The 23856-nt window shown below is 48.8% G+C and carries 25 protein-coding genes and 2 pseudogenes; 17 read left to right on the top strand and 10 right to left on the bottom strand.

Features of this window, described 5'->3' with window-relative positions; genetic code table 11:
- The first annotated feature begins 65 nt into the window (after window positions 1-65).
- From AC5JLP_RS07230 to AC5JLP_RS07215, 4 genes are all read left to right on the top strand, one after another.
- Window positions 66-434 carry a hypothetical protein gene (locus tag AC5JLP_RS07230; RefSeq protein ID WP_496067247.1) on the top strand — a complete coding sequence of 123 codons (369 nt, stop codon included), beginning with the start codon at window positions 66-68 and terminating at the stop codon, window positions 432-434.
- Window positions 416-751, top strand: a complete 336-nt coding sequence (locus AC5JLP_RS07225; protein ID WP_496067246.1) for a hypothetical protein — start codon at window positions 416-418, stop codon at window positions 749-751. Before AC5JLP_RS07230 ends, AC5JLP_RS07225 begins: the two co-directional genes overlap by 19 nt.
- A gap of 81 nt (window positions 752-832) precedes the next feature.
- Window positions 833-1177 (top strand): DUF5674 family protein, encoded by a 345-nt coding sequence (locus tag AC5JLP_RS07220; protein WP_496067249.1) that lies wholly within the window; start codon window positions 833-835, stop codon window positions 1175-1177.
- Window positions 1168-1548, top strand: coding sequence for a hypothetical protein (locus AC5JLP_RS07215; RefSeq protein ID WP_496067245.1), 381 nt, complete (start codon window positions 1168-1170; stop codon window positions 1546-1548). The genes AC5JLP_RS07220 and AC5JLP_RS07215 overlap by 10 nt, the downstream gene beginning before the upstream one ends.
- A 182-nt stretch (window positions 1549-1730) precedes the next feature.
- Here AC5JLP_RS07215 and AC5JLP_RS07210 read toward each other — a convergent pair.
- The 4 genes and pseudogenes from AC5JLP_RS07210 to AC5JLP_RS07195 form a co-directional block, all read right to left on the bottom strand.
- Window positions 1731-3346, bottom strand: a pseudogene (locus AC5JLP_RS07210) (GUN4 domain-containing protein).
- Window positions 3347-3697 carry a Pepco domain-containing protein gene (locus AC5JLP_RS07205; protein ID WP_496067244.1) on the bottom strand — a complete coding sequence of 117 codons (351 nt, stop codon included), beginning with the start codon at window positions 3695-3697 and terminating at the stop codon, window positions 3347-3349.
- A gap of 79 nt (window positions 3698-3776) precedes the next feature.
- On the bottom strand, window positions 3777-4109 hold the full coding sequence (locus AC5JLP_RS07200) for a hypothetical protein (protein ID WP_496067243.1): 333 nt from the start codon (window positions 4107-4109) through the stop codon (window positions 3777-3779).
- A gap of 183 nt (window positions 4110-4292) precedes the next feature.
- Window positions 4293-4490, bottom strand: a complete 198-nt coding sequence (locus tag AC5JLP_RS07195) for a hypothetical protein (protein ID WP_496067242.1) — start codon at window positions 4488-4490, stop codon at window positions 4293-4295.
- Window positions 4491-4738: 248 nt separating this feature from the next.
- Here AC5JLP_RS07195 and AC5JLP_RS07190 point away from each other — a divergent pair, with 248 nt between their 5' ends.
- The 12 genes from AC5JLP_RS07190 (at window position 4739) to AC5JLP_RS07135 (ending at window position 16115) form a co-directional block, all read left to right on the top strand.
- Complete coding sequence (locus AC5JLP_RS07190) at window positions 4739-6004, top strand: hypothetical protein (RefSeq protein ID WP_496067241.1); 1266 nt, start codon at window positions 4739-4741, stop codon at window positions 6002-6004.
- Window positions 6005-6069: 65 nt separating this feature from the next.
- Window positions 6070-6258: a hypothetical protein gene (locus AC5JLP_RS07185; RefSeq protein WP_496067240.1), complete on the top strand. Its 189-nt coding sequence runs from the start codon at window positions 6070-6072 to the stop codon at window positions 6256-6258.
- A 76-nt stretch (window positions 6259-6334) separates the two neighbouring features.
- Entirely contained in the window at window positions 6335-6781 is a 447-nt protein-coding gene (locus tag AC5JLP_RS07180) for a hypothetical protein (protein ID WP_496067239.1), read from the top strand.
- 41 nt (window positions 6782-6822) lie between these two features.
- Window positions 6823-10437, top strand: coding sequence for a tetratricopeptide repeat protein (locus AC5JLP_RS07175; protein ID WP_496067238.1), 3615 nt, complete (start codon window positions 6823-6825; stop codon window positions 10435-10437).
- An 82-nt stretch (window positions 10438-10519) separates the two neighbouring features.
- Window positions 10520-10810, top strand: coding sequence for a nucleotidyltransferase family protein (locus AC5JLP_RS07170; RefSeq protein ID WP_496067237.1), 291 nt, complete (start codon window positions 10520-10522; stop codon window positions 10808-10810).
- Window positions 10807-11139, top strand: coding sequence for a HepT-like ribonuclease domain-containing protein (locus AC5JLP_RS07165; protein ID WP_496067236.1), 333 nt, complete (start codon window positions 10807-10809; stop codon window positions 11137-11139). Before AC5JLP_RS07170 ends, AC5JLP_RS07165 begins: the two co-directional genes overlap by 4 nt.
- 100 nt (window positions 11140-11239) lie before the next feature.
- Window positions 11240-11989: a hypothetical protein gene (locus AC5JLP_RS07160; RefSeq protein WP_496067235.1), complete on the top strand. Its 750-nt coding sequence runs from the start codon at window positions 11240-11242 to the stop codon at window positions 11987-11989.
- 16 nt (window positions 11990-12005) lie between these two features.
- Window positions 12006-13463, top strand: a complete 1458-nt coding sequence (locus tag AC5JLP_RS07155; RefSeq protein WP_496067234.1) for a hypothetical protein — start codon at window positions 12006-12008, stop codon at window positions 13461-13463.
- A gap of 6 nt (window positions 13464-13469) precedes the next feature.
- Complete coding sequence (locus tag AC5JLP_RS07150) at window positions 13470-13736, top strand: hypothetical protein (protein ID WP_496067233.1); 267 nt, start codon at window positions 13470-13472, stop codon at window positions 13734-13736.
- Complete coding sequence (locus AC5JLP_RS07145; RefSeq protein ID WP_496067232.1) at window positions 13733-14470, top strand: hypothetical protein; 738 nt, start codon at window positions 13733-13735, stop codon at window positions 14468-14470. Before AC5JLP_RS07150 ends, AC5JLP_RS07145 begins: the two co-directional genes overlap by 4 nt.
- Window positions 14471-14872: 402 nt before the next feature.
- Window positions 14873-15730, top strand: coding sequence for an SDR family NAD(P)-dependent oxidoreductase (locus AC5JLP_RS07140; protein WP_496067231.1), 858 nt, complete (start codon window positions 14873-14875; stop codon window positions 15728-15730).
- 202 nt (window positions 15731-15932) lie between these two features.
- A complete protein-coding gene (locus AC5JLP_RS07135) occupies window positions 15933-16115 on the top strand; it encodes a hypothetical protein (RefSeq protein ID WP_496067230.1) in 183 nt (60 codons plus the stop codon).
- A gap of 61 nt (window positions 16116-16176) precedes the next feature.
- Here the strand turns inward: AC5JLP_RS07135 and AC5JLP_RS07130 are convergent, their stop codons facing one another.
- Window positions 16177-18297, bottom strand: coding sequence for an amylo-alpha-1,6-glucosidase (locus tag AC5JLP_RS07130; RefSeq protein WP_496067229.1), 2121 nt, complete (start codon window positions 18295-18297; stop codon window positions 16177-16179).
- A gap of 215 nt (window positions 18298-18512) precedes the next feature.
- Window positions 18513-19703: a hypothetical protein gene (locus AC5JLP_RS07125; RefSeq protein ID WP_496067228.1), complete on the bottom strand. Its 1191-nt coding sequence runs from the start codon at window positions 19701-19703 to the stop codon at window positions 18513-18515.
- A gap of 27 nt (window positions 19704-19730) precedes the next feature.
- On the opposite strand from AC5JLP_RS07125, the pseudogene AC5JLP_RS07120 reads away from it, so the two are divergent.
- Window positions 19731-19823: pseudogene (locus AC5JLP_RS07120) on the top strand (hypothetical protein); the annotation flags it as partial.
- Between the two features lie 967 nt (window positions 19824-20790).
- On the opposite strand, the gene AC5JLP_RS07115 reads toward AC5JLP_RS07120, so the two are convergent.
- The 4 genes from AC5JLP_RS07115 to AC5JLP_RS07100 form a co-directional block, all read right to left on the bottom strand.
- Window positions 20791-21345, bottom strand: a complete 555-nt coding sequence (locus tag AC5JLP_RS07115; protein WP_496067227.1) for a VOC family protein — start codon at window positions 21343-21345, stop codon at window positions 20791-20793.
- Window positions 21346-21349: 4 nt separating this feature from the next.
- Window positions 21350-21718, bottom strand: coding sequence for a nuclear transport factor 2 family protein (locus tag AC5JLP_RS07110; RefSeq protein WP_496067226.1), 369 nt, complete (start codon window positions 21716-21718; stop codon window positions 21350-21352).
- Between the two features lie 78 nt (window positions 21719-21796).
- The gene (locus AC5JLP_RS07105) at window positions 21797-22588 is read right to left on the bottom strand and encodes a DUF6597 domain-containing transcriptional factor (protein ID WP_496067225.1); all 792 of its coding nucleotides are present in this window, start codon (window positions 22586-22588) and stop codon (window positions 21797-21799) included.
- Between the two features lie 276 nt (window positions 22589-22864).
- Entirely contained in the window at window positions 22865-23761 is an 897-nt protein-coding gene (locus AC5JLP_RS07100; protein WP_496067224.1) for a LysR family transcriptional regulator, read from the bottom strand.
- Between the last annotated feature and the right edge of the window lie 95 nt (window positions 23762-23856).

The raw sequence follows: 23856 nt of genomic DNA, 5'->3' as shown, positions 1-23856 counted from the left end.
TCGGCTGTTGTCTGACTTCAGACATTGCCACTTCTGTCAATGCGTAAGTTCTAGAGATTAAGGTTTTGGGTATCCGCCACAATGACTTTGCTGGGGAGAACTTTGCCAGTAAGCAATGGCGCAATCAGACTGTGAGCATTCAGGTAGGGGAGTTTGAACTGCCGGAATCGCATCCAGAGTACTACCGCTATAACGGCACCCCGATCGTCCAGATCGACGATAAGAACCTTGGCACTTTCTCACCGGATACTCCTAAGCTACCGATCGGGAGTTCTTTTGAAGCAAATCTACGTCCTGAAGGTTCTAGCGTGGTGCTGAAGTTGAACCCTGATTCGATTCAACTGCCTGAGCCAGTCCTCCCTGGTGCCGAAGCGGTTCAAAGTTCTGAACTGGATAGGATCAATGGCGTAGAGAGATGTTTTCAGGACTGGTGACAGCCGTAGCCACAACCTATGAACAGCGCCGGTCAGGTGATGCTGAAATTGCTCAGTTTAAGGTGGGTGACCAATGGACTGCCTACGTTCAACCCACAGGTGACTTTATTGTTCGGAATGAAGCGAGACGCACGATTTGTCGAGGGAATCTACATACGGGTGAGGAAACCATGTCACTGTCAGAAGAGTACGCAGGGGAGTTAGAGAGAGAATGCTGGTGGAGAGGGACCGATCGCCTCAGCAGGATAAACCACGATCGCCCCATTCGTCCAATCCTCAATTTTCCTTTGACCGCGATTGATTCGAATGCTACCTGAACCTGACAGCTAGGATTGAGTTGATTGCCACAAAGTAAAGGAGAATTGGGAGAGAATTAAGCCTTAATCGTTATTACTTTGATGATCCAGATCATTCGCACCCGCGCGACACCAGAGCAAATGCGACAAATGCTAGAGGTTTTGGGGATTTACATTAAACTAGCAGTAGACATACAACAAGGCATTTTAGCGGGGGGAGGGGAACTCCATGCCGACTGTGAACAGGTACTACTGGAGGACGGCAGCGAGCAAGTCCATGTTTGGGGAGCAGACTGGTATCCCCTTAAACAGGGCGTTGGTTACGAATCGTTAATTAACATTCGCCCTAGCGTTGGCAATCGCTCAATGGAAATTCAAGATCCAGCAATTCGAGAGCAGATTCACCGCATTGTTCAGCATCTTTTAGGAAATGTGTCATGGCAGTAAATTTGCATAGCCTCAAAACCCAGTATCTAGAACATGACGTTTCGACTCAGCTTGGTCAGTTGGTTGAAAACCTGACTCAAATTAAAGCACTGGCTCAAGCGGGTACGGAGGAACAACTTGCCCAAGACCTGATTCGAGAAAGCCAGTTTTTTATTGAGTGGGTCGTTCCTAGCCTGAACCTGGATACAAACATAGAGTTGGCGACCCAATTGGTTGAGTTGCAACGCCAACTGAGTCGATGGAAACTCCAGTGGTCAACACTCTGGTCAAGCCCAAGCGATCGCTTGCAAGTTGCTGCTGATGTTCAACAGTGGAGCGATCGCTTGCAGTTGGGTTTCACCTCATCCAATGATTTACAGGCAAGAACTTAACGGTACTCAACCAAACCTGCGGCGAGAGGGGCGATCGCTTGCTGCTCTCAAAAGAGCGATCGCAGAATTTCCTAACTGGGTAAGGACTCTCTGGTGCTAGGTAATGAAGTGCTGGAATCTTGATTATTTGCCTAAAAAGGCTGCTACTACAAATCTTTAGAAACTACCGAAACCGTTAAATGCTAAAGTTTACAAGTCTCTGCACGAGAGAAGAGAGCAAACCTCCCCATCTCCCAAAACAAAACATACGTACCTCCAGCGCTGTAATAAGTGGGTAGGTGTCCTCTGGGTGCCTGTGTGCTGTAGTCTGTATCACTGTTACTGATCCAGTTTTCTTTCACTCGCCACCCTACCCGATCACCAAAGCAATTATCAGCCTTTTCACTATTCTGTCCACTAAGCTCGCCACCACAGCTTCCAACATAGATCTTCTTTTGCACACTGAATCCAAATTTGCCATCACTATTGTTTACCCACAAGCGGTCAATTCTACTCAGAACACTACAGGGAAAGTTTTTATGCTTTCATCGTCCAACCAATTTTCCTTTTCTCGATTTGCCACTTTCAACATCAAATCAGTGGTTTCCAGGTCAGCTTGTTCCCATTTCCCGGACTTCAGAAATCCTTCTAATCTGGAATAATCAACGTTGACAGAAGTTGGAGAAGATGGGGGGGAGGGAGGAGTTGGCTGAGATGGGGAAAAGGGGGAAGCAGTTGGCTGGGATGGCACTTTAAGCAGTTGGCTGGCAAGGGTTACTCCCGCCACTCCCACGCCTGCTGGAATTGCCCATTGGAGAACTTGCCTTCGAGTTAGTGAGCGGGATTTAAAAGAAGCTTTGGAGGATTCTGCTGTTCGCGGTGGTTCTGGTTGAGGGGGAGCCGTTCTGTTGCGACGCTGGGTTTCCAGATTTTGCAAGGCTTCGATCGCCTCCATATCTTGACCCGAAGCCGCTGCATTGATTCGTATCCAGAGCCGTTGTGCCAAATCCCAATCTTGTTGTCTCTCAGCACGATAGGCATCATTCTTCAGTGTTGCAATATCAGCAAGACTGGAGTGTTGGGGCATTAAAATCAGGTGAGAGCGATTCAGGGGTTCGGCAATGGTATAAGGAACCTGTCTGACCCTGCCCAAATATTGAGTCACCAGTTCCGGCACTCGATGTTCAAGATACTGGTTGAGTCGCTCGACAGTCGCACACCGACCTCGAATGCCCAGACCTTCTAGCAAGGCATAGGTAAAGGCTCCCTGCTCGATGGCTTCCAATTCATAGGAATACTGTTCGGGACTGCAAGAAAAGAGGCTAATCACCCCAGTTTGACGAGCTTCTGCTTCCGTTTGTCTACCAATCCCTTCACCCGCTTTCTTGCCTCCACTGCGACAAGCATCCAAAATCATCACCGCATTATCGGCTCCACAACTCCGCAGGTAATTAGCAATGGCGTTTGTGGAAATGCCCGTGTTTTCAATGTCCTCTGGATCGCCATCCAGCGGCATCAGATAATCCTGTCCGTTGTGGGGAATTCCATGTCCACTGAAAAAGAACCAGAAGTTATCGCCATCCTTCATAAAGGGCGTTGCAAAGATTTGGCGCAAGACCCGCAGCAGATTTGCCCGAAACGGTTCAGTTGGTTTACCGCTAATAGGGGGAGAGTCATCGGTAAACAAAAAGATGCGATCGAATTTGGCTTCTTGCATTAAAAAGCTATGCATCGTTTCGGCATCCCGTTTCGCATACTTTAACGGTTGCAAAAATCGATACTGGTTAATGCCAATGACGATCGCCCAATTGCTTGCCATTTACTTCTTATCCGATCGCGTGAATTTAAGCTTAATTGCCCCCTTTCCGGCAGCTTTCCCGCCTGCCACCAATTTAACTTCTCCTTCCCCACTGATTTCCACCGATAGCTCTACCTCATCCAGCTTCATATCCGATTCTGCACCAATCTGCTGATCTACCTGCTTGAACAAGCGCCCAATCAGTTGCAAGAACTGATTCATGTTCTGCTCTAGCTGCGCGACGGGCAACCTGACTTCCTTTAGGCTAGCAATGCGGTTACGGACTTCCTCGCCCCATCCCCGTTGACCTTCGATTGGTACAGAGACTCCATCAGTTTCATCAGTCACAATTAAAATGTAGTCTTCTGGCATAGCTATTGAAATTTAGAGGTCAGCCCGATAATACTCTTTCGATGTCATCCAACGCAGCTCGTTGAAACGTGACTTTCATCTAATCGTCAAACACCTCAGCCTCTTCTTCTGGAGTTGCCCACTCTCCTCGTTGGGCAGCCGCGATCGCCGCATCTAATCGTTGCAAACCTCCATGCTGCTGTTCATAGCTGGATATCAAGGTTTGGCTGACCTTGATCCGCAGTTCATTCCATGCTGAAATCATTGCCTCATAATGCTCTGGATTGACCAGATAGGCTATGGTTTCCCCATTTCGAGTAATCAGGACATCCGCGTCTTTTGCCAAATCCGCGATTTTGGCGGTATTTTTCAACTCCGTCACCTGGGCATGGCGCATTGGGAACGTGGGATCTTTAATTACGCTGTTGTTCATAGGTTGAGCAAACCGCAAGGGTATAATTCTGGGATTATTATAACTTAGCCAACTGGATACTGGACAAATCGCCATTGGGTATAGGGTGTAGGGGCGTTCGCGTAGCGTGTGCAAAGCACACTCGCCTTGCTAGAGTGACATCTACAGCAACCTTAACTTGTGTTCCAGGGCTGCCTATGGCTATCAAAACACCCACCCGACCCAAGCAGCGGCAGAGTACCCAGAAGCGAGACTCTTCGAGACGGCAGAGCCGAACGTGGCAGAACCTGACCGTTCACGTAGTGTCTCCGATAGGAGATTCGCCGCAAACTCCGCCATCTTGAAAACACCCTGGATAAAGCCATCACTAAGGCGCTTCAGGAAGAAGGAATTGAGTCTCATGAGGACTTCAAGGCTTATGTTGAGTCATTCAGTGAGCGAGTGCGCTTCGCGCAAGCTACGCAACGGGCAAGGCTCCCATTACCGTTGAACTTTGTGAAGGTGGTGGCAGTGATGATGAAATTCGGGGCTACCGCTTCTATCTCACCAGCGATCCCAGTCAAAGAACTAGTGGCAAGTATCTGATCAAGAACCTGGAAGGCGTTACGGATAAGGATGAAAACTACTTTACGCCCTCCAACATTGCTGAGATGTTTGGGTTTGAAGAGGCAGAATTTGGCGATTTGGATACGGATCTGGATGATGCCCTTGATCTGGACGATGACTTGGATGAAGAGCCAGACGAGGCACTGAATGCCCTGCTGGACGGAGACCTTGATGAGGATCTAGAGAATCTGGGGGATGAAGAGCTTGCTCCAGTTCCGACAGCTAAAAATCAAGCCAAATCATCATCGAAAGCTCAGAGCAAGGCTCAATCTAAGGCGCAAACTCAAGGTAAAGCTAGTAAATCTAATGGTCGGGACTTCCGCTACCGAGATCCGATGGAGGAAGCGTCTCGTCTGAGTGCTTCGGCGGCTGTGAATGGACGCGAGACAAATGGAGTCAATGTGGCAGGGCTGGCAGGGCAACTGGCAGCTCTGGGCATTGTGGTTGGACAGGGGCTGTTAGAAAACCTGGCAGCTCAGGATGACGAAGAACGGATCGAACGAATTGTTCGAGAACTTCAGCGGCAGAATGAGCAGGTTGATCATCTAACCAGCCGTTTGCAAGAGGCAACAACCGGGCGCTCAACGGTAACGCCATCGGCGGAACCAGAACCAGTTGCGGGTGAAAATCCTCTAGCAGATGCGGCTGCAACTGTGGGGAGTAAGGTAGACACGCTGGGTGTAAAACTAGACCCCACCTACAAAGGGCAACCCCTGGAGATTGATCGGGAAGCCAGCATTAGCGAACAGCTTGACCAGATTGAGGCATATCTGAAAGGGCTATCCAAACGGCTTGACCGCTTAGAGGTGGTGGTGAGTCGTTTGGAGAAGCAAATCGCAGAACAAACCAATTCCGCAATGGTTGAGCCAGAGGTGTATACAGAAGAAAGTCAGGTTGCGGCACCCGCACAAGCGATCGCAGAGTCCAAAGTGCTGGAACAACTTATGGCACGGCGAGCCGATCCTGAGCAAATTGCCTGTGCAGAATCGTTAGTGGGGTTTGCCAGAGCTGCTCATGCAGACTTGGATGATGCCGATCGGGAGGGAATTACGATTTCCAGTAACAAAACGCTGCAATTTGAAGAGCAAGGGAATCAAGTGGCGGTCACATTAGTGTTGGGGAGCGACCTCGCCCTTAACAACAATCAGGGTGATACCCTTTTTGCAGGCAACCGCACCAAGGCGTTGCAGGTGTACAACTACGCCAAGGCGAGTGGACAGGGAGCTGGATTGGAGGCAGTGGTGGGTGAATTGGGGCAACGGCTTGCCCGTAAGTCGAAGAAGGAGAAGCCCCAGCCGACAGCCGTTTAGGCTTTAGATAGACCCATTCGATTTGCGGGGAGAACGTTCTCGGTTTTAGCAAGGACGTTCTTGTTTTGGATAGAAACGTTTCGGTTTTGAATGAGATGATTGCTGGTTTAAACGGCACAGTTCTTATTTTGAGTAGGAATGTTCCGGTTAAAAATGAGACTGTTGCTGTTTCAGATGAGAATGCTCATGTTCTAAGTTGCAATGCTCGCGCTTCAAGTAAGCCGTTTTTGATTTTAGAAGGGACAGTTGCCTAATTAAGTGTAAAGTTTTCAGTAAAATTGCAAATTCCTTTGGTAGAAAAGATACAGTCCTAGTCCTGGAGTCTCCCAAATGACTGACCCTGTATCATTGACCGCTGGCGCGATCGCCACCGTTGCTTTTCAAAAGTTCATCGAGTCTGGTGCAGGTGAACTGGGCAAGAAATATACGATGGAGGCGATCGCCAAAATGGAAAGCCTGCTCAAGCGTATCTGGACGAAGCTGCGCGGCAAGCCTCGGATTGAGGAAGTCAAAGCATCGCTTGACCAAACCCACAAAATCACGCCAGAACAGATTAACCAGATCGCTGCCTATTTGCAGGTGGCAATGGATGATGATCCTCAATTTGCCAATGAAATTCAGTTGATGGCGCAGCAAATTAATGCCGGGAAGATTCAGGATAATAGCTCAATGGTGCAGAATAATTCCGGCAATGCGAAGGGGTGGCAAACGAAAGTTGAGGGCGGAACAGCCTTTATTGGCGACAACCACATCTATGGCAAGTCGCCTGAAGCTTGAGTGATTTCCTTCTGACTTCATCTTTTTAGAGACTGCCCTCCATGTCAGATTTATTGATTGAACAATTTTGTCAAATGCTGGCTGAGCATTTGGAAGAGAATGGTAGCGTTTCCAAGCCTGAAAGTATTGCATTTTTGCAGTCAGTCATTCAAGCGGACGCTCGTTTGAGAACGGTGTTTGAAGACCGCATGGTGCAATTCAACCAAGGGAATGGGGTTGGATTTCAAACATGGTTAGAAAGTGGTGCTAGAGGATTTTTTGGCACCAACTACGTAGTTAATGATCCAGCGGTGCTTCAGGAAGGGATGAGAACACTCCTGGATGAACTGGCAAGGCGACCTGTGGGGATTCCCAGTAATCTACCGTTGAGTGGGGTAGTGAAGTTTGTGGGGCGGGAAGAGAACCTAGCTGAGGTGCATGAGAAGTTGCAAGTTGCCTCGACGGTTGCCGTGACCTCAGTGTCGGGGATGGGGGGTGTGGGTAAGACGGAATTAGCGTTGCAGTATGCCTACCAGCACTTGCAGTCGCATACCTATCCCGGTGGTCTCTGCTGGATTAACGTCAGGTCGCAGGATGTGGGCTTGAGCTTGTTGGAGTTTGCCCGCACCCAGTTGGGGCTACCGGAACCGCCCGATGACCAGGAAACCTTGTTGAAGAAGGTGGAGTGGGTTTGCCGCCGCTGGCAGGGGGAACCGATTTTGGTGGTGCTGGATGATGTGACGGATTATGAGGTGGTGGAACCCTATTTGAATCTGCTCGATCCCCGTTTTCGGGTGTTGATGACCACTCGGTTGAAGCTGTTAGCCTCGGCTCAGCGGCTGGAGTTGGAGGTGTTGACGGAGGCGGCTTCTCTGGAACTGTTGCGAGTGTTGGTAGATGACCCCCATCGGATTGATAGTCAACTTGCCGATGCCCAACGATTGTGTGAATGGTTAGGCTATTTGCCCTTAGGGTTAGAGTTAGTTGGGCGCTACCTGGCTCGGAGGGAGGACTTGAGCTTGGTGGAAATGTTAGAGCGGTTGGAAGCAAAAAAGTTGGCCGCTCAGGCGTTAGTGCAGGCGAAACAGATGACGGCTCAACTGGGCGTAGCAGCGGCTTTCCAATTAACTTGGGATGATGAACAGTTCCCCGATGAAGCTAGGATGCTTTGTGGATTGTTGAGTGTATTTGCTCTAGCGCCCGTTCCCTGGAATTTAGTGGAAAAATGTCTGCCAGATTGGGGCAAGGAAGTCTTAGAAACTTACCGGGTTGATCACCTACTGGGACGCAGTTTGATATCCAGAGTTGGCAAAAACCTATTTCAACTGCATCAACTGCTGCGGGAGTTTTTTGCGGTGAAGCGAGAGCAGATGGCAAATGATGTTGCGCTGAAGCAAAGGGTGTGCCAAGTCATGGCAGCCGAAGCAAACCGAATGCCCATTGTAGAAACCCAAGCACAGGTTGAGCAATTTACCCCCATCATTCCCCACCTCAAGGAAGTTGCGACTACGCTGTGCCTGTGGGTTGCTGATGCTGATTTGATCTATCCATCTACCCGTGTTGCCCAATTCTATGGAGCGCAGGCAGATTATACCTCTGCCCTGACCTGGTATCAGCATTGTCTGGAAACAGTAGAAGCTCGATTGGGTAACAACCATCCTAATGTTGCCGCGATCCTGGATAATCTAGCAAGCTTTTATCGAATAATCGGTCGCTACGCTGAAGCAAAACCACTTTTCCAGAGAGCGATCGCTATTAGGGAACAGCAGTTAGGTGCCAACCATCCCGATGTCGCTATGAGTCTTAATAATTTTGCACTCCTTTACCACACTCAAGGACAATATGCTAAAGCAGAAGTGTACTATCAGCAAGCACTCTCCATCTATGAAAAACAGTTGGGTAATGACCAACGGGAATTCGCTACTAGCCTCAACAATCTGGCAGAAATTTACCGCGCTCAAGGACGTTATGCCGATGCTGAACCTCTCTTCCAGCGATCGCTCTCCATCCGTCAACAACGGTTAGGCAAAAACCATCCTGATGTTGCCATGAGTCTGTCTAACCTAGCACTTCTCTATCACGCTCAAGGACGTTATGCCAAAGCGGAAGTGCATCACCAGCAAGCACTCTCCATCTATGAGCAGCAGTTGGGTAGTGATCACCCCGATGTTGCCAACATCCTCAACAATCTGGCATCTGTATATCAATCTCAGGGGCGATATTCTGATGCAGAACCCCTCTTTGAGCGTTCATTAAAAATTCGAGAGGAGAAATTTGGTAAAGACCACTCCAGCGTCGCCAACAGCCTTAGTAATTTGGCATTACTCTATCAAACTCAGGGACGGTATACTGACGCAGAACCTCTCCTACGGAGATCGCTCACTATTCAGGAACAGCAGTTGGGCAACCACCCCGATGTTGCTAACAGCTTGAACAATTTGGCAGAACTCTGCCGAGTGCAAGGACGTTACATTGAGGCAGAGCCCTTATACAAGCGATCGCTGGCAATTTGGGAACAGCAACTAGGCAAAGATCATCCCAATGTCGCTAAAAGCCTAAATAATTTGGCATTACTCTATCAAACTCAGGGACGCTATGCTGAAGCAGAGCCACTCTACCAGCGGTCACTAGCAATTTATGAACAACAGCTAGGTAGTGGACATCCGGACGTTGCCCAGAGCCTCAATAATCTAGCAGTAGTATACCTGTTGCAGGGACGTTATAGCGAGGCTAGACCACTCTTACAGCGATCGCTCAACCTTGGAGAACAACAGTTAGGCAGGAACCATCCTGATGTTGCCCAAACCCTCATTAATCTGGCATACCTCTACCAAATACAAGGATTCTACAGTCAGGCTGAACCTCTGTATCAGAGAGCACTGTCAATTCAAGAACAGCAGTTGGGAGCCAATCATCCTGATGTCGCCAACAGCCTCAACAATCTGGCAGAAGCTTATCGAGCGCAAGGACGTTGCAATGAGGCAGAGTCTTTATATGAGAGGTCGCTGGCAATTTGGGAGCAAAAACTAGGTAAAAACCATCCTAACGTTGCTAACAGTCTTAACAATCTTGGATTACTTTATCAGGCACAGGGACGCTACGCTGAAGCAGAACCGCCCTACCAGCGATCTCTGTCCATTCGAGAACAGCAGTTGGGTAAAGACCATGCCGATGTTGCCCAAAGTCTGAACAATCTGGCATTACTTTACCAAACGCAAGGACGTTATGCCGAGGCAGAGCCTCTGTACAGGCGATCGTTAGGAATTTGGGAGCAACAACTGGGTAAAGACCATCCCAATGTTGCTCAGTGCCTTATCGGTTTAGCATACCTTTACTATGTGCAGGAGCGATATAGCGAAGCTGAATCACTCTACCAGCGATCGCTGGCAATTTTGGAACCGCAATTAGGTGGAGACCATTCCGATGTTGCTAATATCCTTAACAATTTGGCATTACTCTACCAAACGCAAGGACGCTACACCGAGGCAGAACCTCTCTATATTCGGGCAATGAGCATTTGGAGAAGACAGTTAGGAGCCAACCATCCCAACACTCAAACCTGCAAACAAAACTTTTTGACTTTGCTAAACCAAGCGTTTGCGACAGGACAAACCTCTCAACTCTCCGATCAGCCCCTCACGCAAGCCGTTCTCCAGCAACTACACATGGGGGAATAGCAATGCCTAAAATGGGTCACTTTCAGGATAGGGACAGGGCAGTGGAGTGATGGGATAATCGAGACAAACGGGGAAGCTGCGTATGAACATTGGGGCACAGGTACAGGAAAAGCGGGAAGCAATTTTGGCGACAGCGGCAAAATATGGTGCTTACAACGTTCGAGTCTTCGGCTCGGTGGCACGGGGCGAAGCTGATTCAGACAGCGATGTGGATTTTCTAGTGGAACTGGAGGCAAAACGCAGCCTATTTGACCTCGGTGGTTTGCTGATGGAATTACAAGACCTGCTAGATTGTCCGGTGGATGTAGTTACAGAAAAAGGACTGCGACCCAGAATCCGCGATCGCGTCCTGAGCGAAGCAATCCCCCTATGAGAGACGATCGCGAGAAACTGCAAGATATTCTAGAGGCGATCGAGCGGATCGATCGCTATGCTGTGCAGGGTAGACAAGCCTTTGAGCAAAATGAGCTGATTCAAACCTGGTTCACTCAAAACCTGCAAGTTATTGGCGAGGCTTCCCGCTCGCTTTCTTCAGCCACCAGAGACCAGCATCCAGAAGTATCTTGGTCAAAAATGATTGGAATGCGAAACATTTTGACTCATAACTACTTTGAGATTGACCTTGATATTGTTTGGTTAGCTGTCGAGCAAGAATTACCGAGTCTGAAGCAAGCGATCGCAGCTATTTTGCGATCGTTGTAGACGAATATGTAAGAGGCATTTTCAGTAATGCGACTCTTCGATAGAGACACTGCGCGATCGGTACAGTCACCAGCATTGCTCTGATACGACGGGGGTAGCTATGCAGATTAAACGACTTCAAGCTCCACTCTTACCCGAGGCAAAAAATTTTCTGGCAGTGTGTTTTATCTGCCTGACTGTCTTCAACAGCTTGATTTTTGTCTTAACGCTATTCACTGCCTTTCGAGTGAACCGCATTGCCGAACGGAAGACAACCTTTGCTCAGTTGGTGAATGGTGAAACGATTTATGTCTCGGAGCAAGAGCGGAACTGGCGCTATCCGTCGGTGATCCAGAAAGTCGTCAGTGATTGGACGACCCTAACCTTCAACTGGGATGAAAAGATTCCTGGCACGAATGAACCCAACCAGGGGGTTCGAGTTGGTAATAACAAACGAATTCCGACCAATGCCTGGTTTGCTTCTCTGCTGCTGGAATCGGAGTTTGCCAAAGCGTCTCTGCCCAAGGTTGCGGAGCTGGTTCCTCCGGCGCTTTTTTCGGGGCAGATTCGGAGCACGACGATCATTTCCTACCTGTCAGAACCGAGGGAAATTCGACCTGGCGAATGGGAAGTGGATCTGGTGGCGACGCGGGTGCTAATCGATCGCACGACGGGTAAGGATGAGCGAATTCCTTTCAATCGTATATTTACGTTGCAGGCGGTTGAAGTGCCGCGTTCACGCAGTGTCTCCGCAGGAGAGTCGCCCCTCGGAGCCGATGCGCCTCTGGTAGAACGCAAAATCTACGAAATACGTGCTGCGGGATTGCAAATCACCCGAATTGTCGAGTTTAACCCCCAGCAACAGCGGTAGTGCAGCGAGGATGATCATGACAAATGCGAACCGGCAGTTTGAATCCCATGAGTTTGATGAGATGTCTGAGGCATTTTCCAACCCGACTCATCATTCAAACGGAAATGGCAAAACTTCTACAACATCAGTCCAACATGACTTGGAAGCTGATGATGACCTGACTCCAGAGGAGGAACAGCAGCTAGCGGGTTTTAATCCTGCCACTCCGCAGTTAATTTCAGAAGAATATCGGCTGAAGCAAGACCAAGAAAGTGCAGTAGAGCGTCCCCTAGCGGAGCGTGCCAGCATTCGATTGGGTTCTGTCGTGGCAGTGGTTGGAACAGTGATGGGAGCCGGAGCTGTCTTGTGGTTTGGCTTCCTTCAACCTCGCCCACCAGCCCGACAAGTTACTCAGTCGCCCACCCCAACCCCGCCAACGCCGCCAACGTTTGATGAGACGGCTGAACTGAAAAGCCGTCTAGCGTTCCAGGATCAGCAGCAACAACTCCAGCCTGAATCTGCTGCTAGATCTCAATCTCCAGCCCCATCCAGACCTGTGGCTTCGAGGTCAACGGCTCCAGCACCGACTCCGGCTGCGGTGTCTCCTCCTATCACAGCCTCTCGACCAGACCCAGTGATTGTAAGATCACCTGTTACTCCGCCAGAGAGGATTCAACCTGTCGAAAGAGTCGATCCGTTTCAGCGCTGGGCACAACTGGCAAATGTTGGACAACTACGAGTGAGTCCCGGTGCTATGGAGCCTTCGAGAACAGCTTCCAGTGATCGACCTGGTGCTCAGTCTAATCCATCTGCATCAGCGACTCAGCAAAACCCGGTTATTCCCGTAGTCTCTATTGGTAGGATGGAAACAGAATCATCAAGCCTGACAACCAGTTCCGACACGGGTCCTAACCCCTTTGGGGTGGCTTTGCCTACGGAGTTGCACTCCGCGTTTAGTGCTGACATGACTCCTGGCATGATTGGCATTCTGAATCGTACTCCGGCTGACCAGCTTGATGGACAAATGGGTGGCTTCAGGGAAGTCGCGCTCGGAACGTTCACTAAGGCCAGGGTGATTATGCCGATGATTTGGGACGAGGGTAGCAATAATTCGACAGGTGGTACAGCATCTGCCCAAGAAAATCGCTTTGCCGTAGAGTTGGTTGAAGATATGAAAGCCACAAATGGCACGGTGGCACTCCCTACGGGTACGGTTTTGGTGATTCGTACCAGCGCTGTAGGGCGAGGTAATAATTTAGTATCGGCAAGTGCGATCGCCATTGTGTATCGCGATCGCAGCGGTCAAATCCGTCAGCAAACCTTACCGCCTGATAGCCTTCAGATTCGGGGGCAAGACAATCGACCATTAATAGCCCAAAAGCTCAATAATGTAGGACCTGATATCGCTCGCCAAGACCTGTTGACAGGATTACTCAGCAGCTTGGGTCGGGTGGGAACGATTATCAATCAACCTCCAAATGTTTCTGGAACCTGACAAAGCTTGTCTCGTGTTTCCAGAAACATTTGCACCCAGTCCAGCACCACCACATCGGGAGGTAACTTTAATCAGAGCGTAATCACTTCGAGTGCTGAACCTCAGATTTGGGCGGCTGCACTCGAAGGTTTCTTCAATCCCATTGCTGAACGGATAGCTCGCCGCTCTGATCAAACGATGCAAGAACTCTTGCAACGACCCAATGTGCAGTTTGTTCCTGAAGGAACCGAAGTTTCTGTGGTGGTCAATAGCTTTTTGAGGGTAGACCGATGAGACGATTGCCTGCTCTGAGCTTAGTTAGCACAGCATTATTGATTGGTTTGGTATCTCCTGGGCTATCCGTTCAGGCACAAACGTCAGCCTATCAGGTCGTCGATCGCACCAGAGCGACGACCAGTTCTGTGCAAGTTCAAGTTGCTCCTGGACGGGCAACGTCGATTAGTTTTAGCCAGACCGATGAAACGATCGCCTATATCCTACTGGCAGATGCCTCGCGGGTAGTCTACAGCACTGATGCTGAGTTAGAGACTGGGCGGGCAAAGACTATTTTCTTGAGAGTGATTCAACCACTTCGCTTTCCAGGAGCGACCACTACGCCTGTAACCAACCTGATGGTGCAAACGGTAGATGCTAGAGGGCAGAATCGGCTCTACACGTTTGATATTATTCACAGCAGCAATCCACGTTATGTCGGTGTTCAGATTTTGCCTACGATCGCCCGTTCACAAGCTGATCCCACTGTTGGTAATCTCAACTTAACGCTGGACAACATTCAAACCGGGTTAAGCATTGCCATTATGCGAGGCTACACGTCGATCGATGATCCTGTTGTTGCTAAAGTGCGCCAGCTTCTGGAACTGATGCGAACTGAGAATATGACGGTTTTGGAAGCAGCCCAATCAGTTGGGATTCCGTTGGAGGTACTTGCAGAGTTGGGACGGCTTTCCCAGGAGGATCGTCCTTCTTCGCCAATTCAGGAAACTTCAACATTAAGAACTGCGTTTTAGGTGAACTTCTGATAGTTGTTTCCAGGAAGACTTGGTGAGGTTATTCGTAAATCAACTCCTCTGGTGATTTTATTTATCTAAAGTTTTAAGAGCCATCAAAAGTAAAAATAGACACTTGTCATCTGAGAATTTGTTTAGAGTGATAGACGACAGGCAATTTAGCGTCACTCAGAGGAAGGTTCTCAGGTGAGTATTGTTGGTCATGGAATCGATATCGTTGAGATTGCTAGATTCAAAGCAACTTTGGATAGGAAGCAGAACCAGTTTGAGTCTCAATGCTTCACAGCCTTGGAATGTCAAATTGCAGATGAAGCAGGGATTGGAACAGGATACATGTAAAAACCTGCAGGATAGGGTTAAAATGCTTAGCCTGTAAGGGTTACAGCTTTTAAGCCCTACGACATGCCACCAGAAACCTTGATTGGTACAGGGTTGGACTATTTCTGGCCCAAGTACTACCCCAAAACCAGTAGTACACGACCCTTTTTGGTGCCGTTTCAACGCTTGAAAGCCCCATTCTCTCGTAGCACTTCTGCCCGTGCCGCAATAGGGCAGACATTGTATCGCTTTCTGGTTGAGTTTACTGAAAGCACTGATGAGCAAGCCTTTGAAGGCTATCTTGCAGGTTTTTGCACGTATCCTGTCGCAATCCCTACTGGGGAGAGCGTTGTCTACGCGGTAGGTGACATTGGGCAACCTCAAACGAGTCAAAGGATCGTGAATCTAGCCGTCGAGCGGTTTGGGGGGGTAGATGTGCTGCTCAACAATGCAGGCGTTTTTCAGCCCAAGCCTTTTCTAGATCATACGGAAGAAGACCTTGACAGTTATTTGAACTTGCTAAGAGGGTACTTTTTCATGTCCCAGGTGGCGATCGCACAAATGCGGCAACGAGGCGGTGGCGCGATCGTCAATATTGGGTCAATGTGGTCAAACCATGCAATTGCTGCAACGCCCTGTAGTGGATCGTCAACAGCAAAGGGGGGAGTTCACGCCTTGACTCGTGACCTGGCAATTGAATTTGCACCGGACAAGATTCGCGTGAATGCGATCGCACCTGCGGTGGTCGAAACGCCACTATTTGAGCCTTTACTGACACCCGAACAACTTGCCTCGCTCAACGCTTTCCACCCATTAGGACGCAATGGACAGGTCAAGGATACAACCGCAGCAATTCTGTTTCTGGCAGATGATGCTTGCTCCAGTTGGATTACTGGAGTTGTCTTGCCTGTCGATGGCGGTGTCACCGCAGGACGAAACTGATTACTGCTATCTCACGACAACTTGAAATGCTTCCTCACAGGTCACTTAAAGCTGTCTAAAGAATCTATGCAAGCCGATAGGGAAAGGAAAGACACCTCCGGTACCTTGGAGGTCAGAAGTTCAAATCCTCTATCAAGTAATAACCGGAGGTTGGTATGAAGATTCTAGCGATCGACACAGGCATCAATGTTGCGTTGTTTCAATGCTCTCGCGCTTGGGTCTGGTGCTTGCCATTGCCACGCTCTACTTAACCAGTATTGGCACAACCGTCGTCGAGCAAGGCAATCGGTGTCAGGTTGACCCGCACTGGTTCCGAGGCAACAGCTATTTCAAGATTGGCTGGCATTGTGCAATTTCCCTCGAACAACGCCTGAGCACCGCTTAAACGTTTTAGGTCGAGAAGATGTGTCAGTCAATCAGGGTCTAGTCCACTATCGTCAGAACTTTTATTGCCAGGTTAATAACTCGCCATCCAGCCGAGCGACCTCCCATCGCGTTTGTTCGCCGTCTCTCCAGAAGCGCAAGTTGACTTTCGCATCACCCACGACTAAATTCGTTAACGCGATGTCTGGTAACCAGTCGGGTAAGGTAGGCTGCACCCGCAAGCGTCGATTGGGGGCATCGGCTTCCAGTCCGAGGATGGTGCGGATGAAGAAGAAAATGGAACCAGCCGCCCATGCCTGAGGAATATTGGCATCCGGATAAGGGACTGGAAAACTTTCGGGCTGGCGATCGATGCCTGCAAACAGTTCTGGCATTCGTCCAGCCTCAAAGTAGCTGGCAGCCGCGAAGATTGCTTCAGCTACGCGATTGGCTTCGGCGTGATATCCATAGCGCTTTAACCCTGCGGCAATAAAGCCATTGTCATGGGGCCAGATACTACCAAGCTGATAGCTAATCGGGTTATAAGCGGGATTCTGCGCCGAAAGGGTGCGAATACCCCAACCACACCATAGATCAGGTTGGAACAGTCGATCGACGAGTCGTTGTGCCCGTTCTGGCGGCACAATGCCTGACCAAAGTAGATGACCAGCATTAGAGGCGATCGCTTGAATTTGCTGTTTTTTGGCATCCAATCCGAGGCAGTAAAAGCCTTCCTCTTCCACCCAGAAGCGATCGTTGAACCGCCGATAGAGATCTGCTGCTTTGTGGTGCAGTGCTTCAGCGCGGTCATGGTTGCCCAAAACTTCGTAAAGATCAGCGGCGCGTTTCCAGGCATCGTAGACATAACCCTGCACTTCGCAAAGCGCGATCGGTGGCTCAACTTGACTGCCATCCGGGTAAACGATAGAATCACCCGAATCTTTCCAGCCTTGATTTCGCAAACCATCTTTGGAATGAGTCAGATATTCCACAAAGCCATCCCCATCAAAATCGCCATACTGATCAATCCAAGTTAGTGCCCGTTCCAAATTAGGTTGGCAATGATCTAACAAAGATCTATCGGCAGTCCAGCGATGAGTTTCTGCTAACGTCACAATCCAGAGGATGGTTGCTTCAACTGTTCCGTAATAAGGAGTATGCGGCACTTCATGCAGTTGCGCTAACTCACCCCGCCGAATCTCGTGGAGAATTTTCCCTGGTTGAGCATCCCGCCAATCATCGACTGCTGTTGCCTGTAACTGAGCCAGCCGAGCCAGGGTGCCACGGGCAAACTCTGGATTAATCGCCATTGTTTGCAATCCAGCAATGATCGAATCCCGTCCAAACACTGCCATAAACCACGGCATCCCAGCGGCAGGCATCCAGTAGGATTTGTCATTCTCCTCAAACGCAATTCGTAGAGCACCCATATCAATCAATGCCTGCCGATACGTTGCGGCAATTTCGGCATTTGAGGTTTGGAGCTGAGTGGAGACTTGAAGAAAATTTTCTAGTACTTTGCCTGCCTCTGTGACGGCAATCTCGGCGCTGGTATGGCGAGGTTCCAGTACATCTCCATCCACCAGGGCAATGAAATTGATGCAAGCGTGCCACGTTTCACCGGGATCTAGCGCCACATCGAAGACCAAGCGACCGTTGGCAAAGTCAGGGGGTGAACTTGTTCCATCAGGTGCAGCGATGATGCTACGGTGAAAGGCACCATTCTGATAATCGGTGCTCAGCTTGCCATCGTTCCAGTCTGTCCGAGTTTTGCCACGGGCTAATAGTTGTTGAGACTTAACTTGAAAGATGTCTGCGAAATCTGAGCGAATTGCCAACATGAGTTGAAATTCAACGCGATCGCCATGATGGTTTGTAATATCAATATCCTCATGCAATCCGCCCACAACGTCTCGTCGCACGGCGATGATTAACTGACCATAGGGCAACGTTCCTCGCACCGTCCGAAACTCAGAGTTGGTAAATCGGTACAGCGCCACTCGATGGGTGAGTGGACTTGAAGCCAGTAACTTTAGGGGATACCGATTGAGCGAAATTTCGTAGTAGGAAATAAGACGTGTATCGCGGACAAAGAACCCTTGAGGAAGTCGATCGTCAATCGAACCATCTCGTGCAGTCACTAGAAAGGAAGAACCATCACTAATGGCAATCTGGTCAGGGTTAACAACAACTTTAGTGGGCATGGGTCATTCTTGCTAATTGGGAAACTGAGAAACAGAATTAATCGGCGCAAGCGGTCACATTGAATGCGAATGTACTCAATTGTTGGTGCAAAGAATTTTTAGAGCGTAGTCAGTGGCGAACGGTTGGGCAATTGGTCAGATTAAATGATGAATATCAAAAGCGTGGAGAATTGCTAAAGCCAACCTCCACGCTTCGGATCCAAAAGACGCTGAAGCTAGTTCGAGAGTACAGGATGCGCAATTACAGGGCAGTTGATCACCGCTTGGGTGGGTCGTAGTCCAAACAACCAGGGGTTGCCAGGTCCTTGGGGATTGATATAGGCACTGGTAACTAATCCCGCTTTCACCAGTCCTTGAAGGTCTTCAAACGACGTAATCCGTCTGACCTTGTTTGCCTTGATGGCAGCATCTGTCCACATATTCACATGGGCATCCCAAAGAGGGCTGTAATTGTTGTTAGCGGAGCGATCGTTGTTTGAGGGCGGAATGGGAAAGACATTGATCGGGTCAATTCCACCGTTTGCCAGGGAAGCAGTGAAGCCTTGAAACTGTCCGGTGCCAGTGTCAGTAATGCCGTTCAGGACTGGCGAGAAACCCAACAGGGCAGAGCGATCGAAGGGCGTTGATTTGCCCATTTGAGGAACCTTCGCAAGCCGAGGCGTGTAGACTCCCTTTTCTAGTACGGACGGAACTTCGGCTGAAACATCCGTTACTAGATGATAGAAGTACTGTTTGCCCCCTTGAAAACCGTCCAAGATGGACATGGTTACTTTCCGCTGCTTCATATCCAGGGCTTTTAGTCGATCGTGGTTACCTGATGCATTATGCACCATTTGAATATTGAGCACGACCTGACTGGGCATGACCACCATTGAAGACCACTGAGCATCTCCAACCGCTCCTGGCTTTGCCACTTTAGGCGGAAACGGATCGGGAGAGCCAGGCTCGACTTGATACTCTGGAGAAAAGTCTACATTGCCCTTGAAGGTGATCAAACCGCCCTTCATTGTGACCTTCTGTACTCCAGCAGAGCCGATCGCTTGCTTCATTTTAGGAGCAAAGTTGACTCCCAATTTCTTAGCAACGTCGAAGTCGGATGATTCGGTGATGATGTAATAAACAGGATCATCCTGCGGAGAAAGTCCTCTATACAGAGGTAGAGTAACGTTTGCCTTGCCGTAGGTAAAATCGACAGCCAAAACGCTTTTCACATAGACATTATCGCTGGGCTTAAATTTAACGGCTGTTGCTTCAGAGTAGCTGGGGCGACCCGATTCCTTAGAAGCGGTTACCAACAATGTCTCGGCTTCTCCTAATCCACTCGGTGCGGCAACGACGTTCATTGTCACGATCGACACCATCAAAGCCAGCAAAAATGCAATGGCAAAGCCTAATTTTTTGTTCATCTATCTTTCCTTCAAGTGTAATGCTTAGAATGTCAAACCAATTACATCCTTAGAAATGGCGAGAGAAGAGGGAAGCAAAGTTACATTTGCCTTGGGTTGCAGGTGGCAATTCATCAATAGCTACAGTCCGGCTCAAGGACGCAGTGATTCTGATTCGATTAGGACTTACGCAAAAGCGATTCTGAGGGATGGATTTTTGAGCTGCTGACACAGGTAATCATCGAGTAAACTGTGCTTGAGTTGGTAAGTTGACCGCCCTGCTTGATGAGCCAGGGCATTGAGCCTGAGCCAAACCAGAAAGGCACAACCAATATGGCTGCGTTGAATCCGGGCTTTGCGGCACTGGCATGCCTCCAACCCCGTTACCTGTCTGCACTTTGAAGAGGGTTCGGTGACGTGTTTCTCAGAAGCTATCGTTACTTCACTTCAGCCGCAGGAAACTTAACAATTCTGCCTTTCTTGACTGCAACAATGACATCGTAGGTCATGCAGAGAGAGATGGTTGGTCGCTTGCCTTGCTGCATAAGTTAACCACCATTCCTGCGCCGCCAGGTTGAATTCGATCGGCGTCAGGTCTTTGACATACAGCTTACGCATTAAATCAGCACTCCCTGGTTTACTTTTTACGGCGGTAAGTTGAGCAATTTTTTGTTGAGCAGTTTCACCAGCCACCATCATCGTTTGTTATACCAATTTAAAGAATGAAAGTTGCAGATGGGGATGTGGGGGCTTCGCCCCCAGCCAGGGGTTCCACCCCTGCACCCCGTCCCTAATCCGCCCTGTTCGCTATTCAAATTGGTATTAGGCAAATGCCTGTACAAGAGCAGGATTAACCACCTTTAGCGGAGCATCCCAAACCGTTACTAAACCCAGCAAAGCAGCAGTGTTGAGTAAAGACGTAACTTTCATTGTAGTTTTTCAAAGAGTAACAACGTCTTAAATATTCTCAAGAAAAGCTGAAGTTCTTCTGAAGTGAAACCAGAGGCTATCTTAATTTATGACGTTAGAACACTTATGCACGACTTATTTGGCTCTCAGGCAGGTGTGATGCAATCACGCTTGATGACGGGGCCTCATCATTAAAGTGCTAATTCCTGATGTAAGAGTCCCAATAGCCAGGTTGGGGATCGATATCTTGAACAATATCGATGAAAATTCCAGAAGGATCGATGACGGAAAAGCGTCTCTGACCCCAAGGCTCGTTTGTCAACTCGTAATGAATGGAGAGACCCTCAGTTTTAAGAGAATGGTAGAGCGGATCAACATCTGAAACTTGGATAGTCAGATAGGAACCACTTTGGTTGTAAGCGGGAAATCTTGGCGGTTTTGGCGAATGGGGCCAAACTTCGTTCAAAAATGCGAGTGTCTGTGGATGCTCGCCTGGACTGGCTAGGATTAAAAACCAACTGGAATTAAAGAGAGTGGTAAAACCAAACCACTTTTCATAAAAAGCTTTGGTTTCTTCCATTTTACGTGTAATGTAAACCGCATAAACGTCCTTAAACTTAGGCACCATGGGTTGCTCCTGAACTAATGAATGAGTAGCTTTTTGATTACAGGTCGTGAGTAATGGCAAGACAAATAAAGGGACTAGATAGCCCTTCATAAAGATTTTACGAGTGATGTAGGCACTGTCAGACATTGGTTCAACCTGCACTGGGAGGTTCAAAGAATCCAGTCATTTCCGTTAATCGTCCGTCAGCCCCATACAAGCCATAGCTTGCACCCTGAGATAGAATATCTCCCTTGCCGTCCACCATATTCCAATGAGCCAAACTCCGATCGTGATGGTCTTTAAAGTCGGTATTTACAAATGTCACTCCAGGCACTTCGTTGTGAAGTGCTGCCATGTATCCAGATAGTTCACCATATCCCGTAGCTTGTGTGATCGGGTCAGTGTATACACAATCTGGGTTTAGGCTTTGCTCAAACAATTGCAGCCTTGTAGCCGTGTCTGCCACAGACCATGATTTCGAGTAGGTTTCCCAGGTGTTACTGTGTGAGTGACTTTTCATCGTTGCCTCCAGATTGATGAATTACCTCATTCACAATAGAGAAATCGCCAGCCAAAGACTTGTAAAAATCGGACATCATTACCTGTCGATAACCAATTCCTGCGGTGAAAGCCCCCCCAGTTCTTCAAACTCATGTAATAGATGAGATTGATCGTAGTAGCCATGAGATAGGGCAAGATCGAGAGTAGAAGTCGAGGGTGAATTTATCAAGGTTTTTAAGGTTTGTTGAAACCGCATGATGCACAGAAACGATTTCGGCGCATAGCCCGTTAGGTGACGAATGACTCGGCGGAACTGGCGATCGCTATATCCCAGAGTTGTAGCTAAATCAGTGACTCGTTCGTTCGGGTTCAGTGTCAAAATATAAGGAATTAGTTGATCCATTTGCGGTTTAAATGACTGGCGCGATAAAAAATGACACCAAATAACTTGCTGCAAATGTTCGAGTGCTTGTGGGATAGATTGAAGCTGCCAAAGGTTCTCTTCTAAAGACAGACCAATGCTATTAACTGGTAGAAAGCCCCCAGTACAATGTTCACCGGATATGCCCGTCAGGGCAACAAATCCACCTGGGTGGAAACGTAACCCAATCAGCGTTATCGATCCGGCGAAATAGAAATCGGTATAGTGGGTGAACCCTCCACAGAGAGAGCCAAGGAGTGGATAGTCTAGGTTAAGAACAATGTCTAGACAGCCATCAGGTAAGGCGCGGTAAGTGTAGGTTTTACCTGCTGGTGGGGTTCCAGAGATCGCCCAAGAGCAGATAATGTATGGTTTTAGTTGAGGTAGAGGTCGATATTCAGTGTAAGTCAATCCCGATTGCGGTTGCCAAGAGGTCAGTGCCAGTTGAAGGGGATGGTAGAGTTTCATTTCTCCAACAACCTTGAAAGGTTGTCTTATAGGACTTACTCATCTAGCCCCCAAACCCCCAATTTTGGGGGCTTAAAAGACTGAGTTCCTCCAAATTTGGGGGCTAGGGGGCAAACTCAGACAGGTTTTGCGTAAGTCCTATCTTATTGATAACTTCGCAGCATAACGGCAAAATGCAGCGGCGGCAAGTAACTTCGGCACACTACCAAGATCTCTTAACCGTCCGCTTCATCGATTGGTTAGCTGACGGCAACAACTGAATAGATTGACGCGCATTTAGCCCAAAATAAACTGCTTGAGAAAATCAATGAAAACTCGAACTTTGAGCGGAACGTAAGCACGGGAGGGATAGACCAACCAGGCAGCAGTATCGAACTCTGTTGCCGTCACATCATAACTGGGAAACACATTGACAAGCCTACCGTCCCCTAAATCGCTTTCAATCAACCAGTCGGGTAGTAATGCCAATCCCATCCCGGCAATTGCACATTGCTGAAGCGCGATCGCGTTTGAGATCATGGTATGTCCTTGGACAAAAACTTCGGTTTCTTCTTGATCGCTATGCTTGAATCGCCATCTCGATCGAAAACCCGCTAGCGGAAATAGCAAACAGTGATGCTGCTCGATATCGCCAGGATTTTTTGGGTGTCCCCATTGCTGAAGATACTGCGGACTCGCACAGACAAAATAACGAGTTTTCATCAGTTGTTGGGCAACTAATGTCGAATCTGCCAACAATCCCAGTCGAATCGCAAGGTCAATGCGTTCTGTAAATAGATCGACGTTCGTATCGGTGAGCAGTAGATCGACCGTGAGATCGGGATACATCGATCTGAAGTCAGGCAATAACGGCACAACGCGCTTCAGTCCAAAAGAAACCGATGCCGTAATCCGCAATGTTCCTTTCGGTTGTCCAGACATATCAGCAGCAACATCGATCGCCTGCTGCATCTCCTCGACCAACGGTTCAATTCGCTGAAAGTATGCCATCCCCGCTTCTGTGGGAGACAATTGCCGCGTTGTGCGCTGGAGCAGACGAATCCCTAGCTCTTCTTCTAAACCAGCGATCGCCCGTGACACCGATGAAGGATCGACATTGCGCTCCCGCGCAACAGCAGCAAAGCTGCCTTGCTTGACAACATCTACAAAGGTTTGCAGCACAGATAATTCCATCGCCGAATGCCTAGACTCAATTGACAGTTTCCTGCATTGTAAGCAACAATTTTTGAAATATTGCATATTTTATGATTTTTAGACATGAATCACGC

Source organism: Stenomitos rutilans, from assembly GCF_059505485.1.
The sequence above is the reverse complement of the archived record's forward strand: the minus strand, read 5'-3'. Positions and strand labels throughout refer to the sequence as shown.